This window comes from Polaromonas sp. P3_C2 (assembly GCF_056402675.1).
In genome coordinates, this window is record NZ_JBFUGX010000487.1 from 1 (window position 1) to 3,185 (window position 3,185).

Sequence of the window (3,185 nt, forward strand, 5' to 3'; positions counted from 1 at the left end):
GCTACTGAGTCATCTATACCCGCATCGAGCCCACTGAACTTTTACCGGATATCGAAATGGAAGAACTAAACTCGCTTTTTCACGGATTCAGCGTCATCCTGACGCCGATGAACATCGTCTTGATGTTCGTGGGCATCATTCTGGGCGTGCTGATCGGCGTGCTGCCCGGCCTGGGCGGCGCCAACGGGGTCGCCATTTTGCTGCCCCTCACGTTCACGATGTCGCCCACCTCGGCAATCATCATGCTGTCCTGCATCTATTGGGGTGCGCTTTTTGGTGGTGCGATCACCTCCATCCTGTTCAACATACCGGGAGAGCCCTGGTCGGTAGCAACCACCTTTGACGGCTACCCGATGGCTCAACAAGGCAAGGCGGGCGCCGCGCTGACAGCTGCGTTCACTTCATCTTTCGTCGGTGCCTTTGTTGCCGTCGTGATGATCACCTTTCTGGCACCCCTGGTGGCCAAGTTCGCACTCAAGTTCGGTCCACCTGAGTTCTTTGCGGTCTACCTTCTGACCTTCTGCAGTTTCGTGGGCATGGGCAAAGGCTCTCCGTTCAAGATCCTCGCGTCCATGACGCTCGGCTTTGCATTGGCGTCCGTCGGCATGGACACCGTAACCGGCCAGCTGCGCCTGACCTTCGGTATCCCGGACCTTATGCGCGGTTTCGATTTCCTGATCGCGGTAATCGGCCTGTTCGGCATCGGCGAGATTCTTCTGTCCATGGAAGAAGGACTGGCGTTCTCGGGCAAAAGCGCCAAGATCGACCCCAAGGTCGTGCTGGAGACATGGAAAAAGCTGCCGAAGTATTGGATGACGTCGGTTCGCAGCTCGCTGATCGGCATCTGGATGGGTATCACCCCTGGCGGCGCAACACCGGCCTCATTCATGAGTTACGGCCTTGCCAAGAAAATGTCGAAGAACGGCCCGAAGTTCGGCACCGGTGAGATCGAAGGTGTCATTGCTCCCGAAACCGCAGCGCACGCCGCCGGCACCAGCGCCCTGCTGCCCATGCTGGCACTGGGGATTCCGGGTTCGCCCACCGCAGCCGTTTTGCTGGGCGGCTTGCTGATCTGGGGCCTGCAGCCCGGGCCACTGCTGTTTGTTGAGCAAAAAGACTTCGTCTGGGGACTGATTGCCAGCATGTACCTGGGCAATCTCGTAGGACTGATCGTTGTGCTGACCACGGTCCCGCTGTTTGCATCCATCCTGCGCATCCCGTTCTCAATCATTGCTCCCATCATTGTGGTCATCTGTGCCATCGGCGCCTACACCGTCCACAACGCCATGTTGGACATCTGGTTCATGATGCTGTTCGGCGTGGTGGGCTACCTCTTCAAGAAACTGGACTATCCACTCGCACCGCTGGTGCTCGCGCTGGTCCTTGGAGACAAGGCCGAAGACTCGTTCCGCCAGGCGATGCTCGTGTCGCAAGGCGAAATGTCCATCATGTGGTCGAACCCGCTGGTGGGTGGCATCACGACACTTGCCCTGGTTTTGTTGCTGTGGCCACTGATCTCCCGTGTTCTGGCCAAAATTCGTCCGCCCAAGAAGACTGAATTTGCAGCGGAACAGCCTGTGGACTGAACCTTCGAGCCCATAATAAAAAAGCCGGGTATATCACCCGGCCTTTTTATTTCCGCTTCGGTCTTCCGTCAGATCTTGCCACGCTGCTTGAGTCGACTTAGGGTTTCTGCCGACAGGTTCAGGTAGGACGCTAATTCTTTCTTGGGAATACGGTCAAACAGTTCGGGATGCTTGCGCTGAAACCGCTTGACACGGCCCGGTGCATCCAGCAAATGCAGCGTAATGGTATGGGCCATGATTTCGCTCATCAAGCGCATTACGTAATACTCGAAAGACTGCTTGATTTCGTGGTGACGCTCCAGAAATGCCACCCACTCCTGCAGCGGCAGCTTTGCCACCCGGACCTTGGTCACGCAAACGGTGCTGTAAGGCGTGGGCGTACCGAGGCGCCACGCGGCATAACTGGTTTCCATGTCGCGTTCGTCGGCAAAACGAAGAATCATCTCCTTGGCCTGCTCATTGGTTACCACCCGCTTCAGGATGCCTTCGAGGATGAAATACTGCTCCATTTCATGAACACCCTGATGCAGGAGCGAGTCACCCTTCTGACCATCAACAATCACCAGATGCGGCTCCAGTTCAGCGCTTTGCTCCGTCGTAATTCCCTTCAGAACTATGTTCTGTGCCAGCTGAACACGAATGACATTTCTATCTGGATGGTTTTGTATGGACAACATGGGTTGGGAGGGTGCGGAACTGACACGTTTGTGCGGTCCAAATACAGAGAAAGTTGACCTCGGTCAAGGGTGAAACCTGAATCAATTCCTATGATAACCCGACGATGCAAATGACCCTCGTGCATGCCAATGGACAGCCAGGCCTGCTCAATTTTTACCCAAGTCAAACGAAGAGACATTTCAAATGACAAAAGACACCCAATCCGGAGAGCAGACAGATGGATTTCACCTGCTGATCGACGCGCTCAAGCTCAACGGCATTGACACGATCTTCGGCTTGCCCGGCATTCCCATCACTGACCTGACKCGCAAGGCGCAGGCTGAGGGCATCCGCATGATTTCGTTCCGCCACGAGCAGCAYGCCGGYAATGCCGCCGCKGCTGCCGGCTTCCTGACGCAAAAGYCCGGCATTTGCCTGACGGTGTCGGCGCCCGGTTTCCTCAACGGGCTCACAGCATTGGCGAACGCAACGACCAACTGCTTCCCGATGATCCTGATCAGCGGCTCAAGCGAGCGCGAGATTGTGGATCTTCAGCAGGGCGACTACGAAGAAATGGACCAGCTGGCAATTGCCAAGCCATTGTGCAAAGCAGCATTTCGCGTCCTCCACGCCGAAGACATTGGCGTCGGTATCGCGCGCGCCATCCGCTCGGCGCTGTCCGGCCGCCCTGGCGGTGTCTACCTCGACCTGCCGGCCAAACTGTTCGGGCAGACCATGGATGCTGCAGCCGGCAAAAAGTCGCTCATCGAAGTTGTGGACCCCGCTCCCCGCCAGATCCCGGCGCCCGATTCGGTCAAACGCGCGCTCGACCTGCTCAAAGGTGCCAAACGGCCGCTGATCGTGCTGGGCAAAGGCGCAGCCTACGCACAGTGCGACGCCGAAATCCGTGCCCTGATCGAAAAAACCGTCATTCCGTACCTG

The 3,185-nt window shown here is 57.0% G+C and carries 3 protein-coding genes; 2 read left to right on the plus strand and 1 reads right to left on the minus strand.

Annotation, left to right across the window (positions count from 1 at the left end):
- Positions 1-56 precede the first annotated feature (56 nt).
- On the plus strand, positions 57-1,586 hold the full coding sequence (locus AC1DWI_RS17630; RefSeq protein WP_477669189.1) for a tripartite tricarboxylate transporter permease: 1,530 nt from the start codon (positions 57-59) through the stop codon (positions 1,584-1,586).
- Between the two features lie 68 nt (positions 1,587-1,654).
- Here the strand turns inward: AC1DWI_RS17630 and AC1DWI_RS17635 are convergent, their stop codons facing one another.
- On the minus strand, positions 1,655-2,263 hold the full coding sequence (locus AC1DWI_RS17635) for a Crp/Fnr family transcriptional regulator (RefSeq protein WP_477646571.1): 609 nt from the start codon (positions 2,261-2,263) through the stop codon (positions 1,655-1,657).
- A 184-nt stretch (positions 2,264-2,447) separates the two neighbouring features.
- Between AC1DWI_RS17635 and AC1DWI_RS17640 the strand changes: the two genes are divergently transcribed.
- On the plus strand, positions 2,448-3,185 hold a 738-nt coding region (locus tag AC1DWI_RS17640), incomplete at its 3' end, for a thiamine pyrophosphate-binding protein (RefSeq protein ID WP_477725323.1).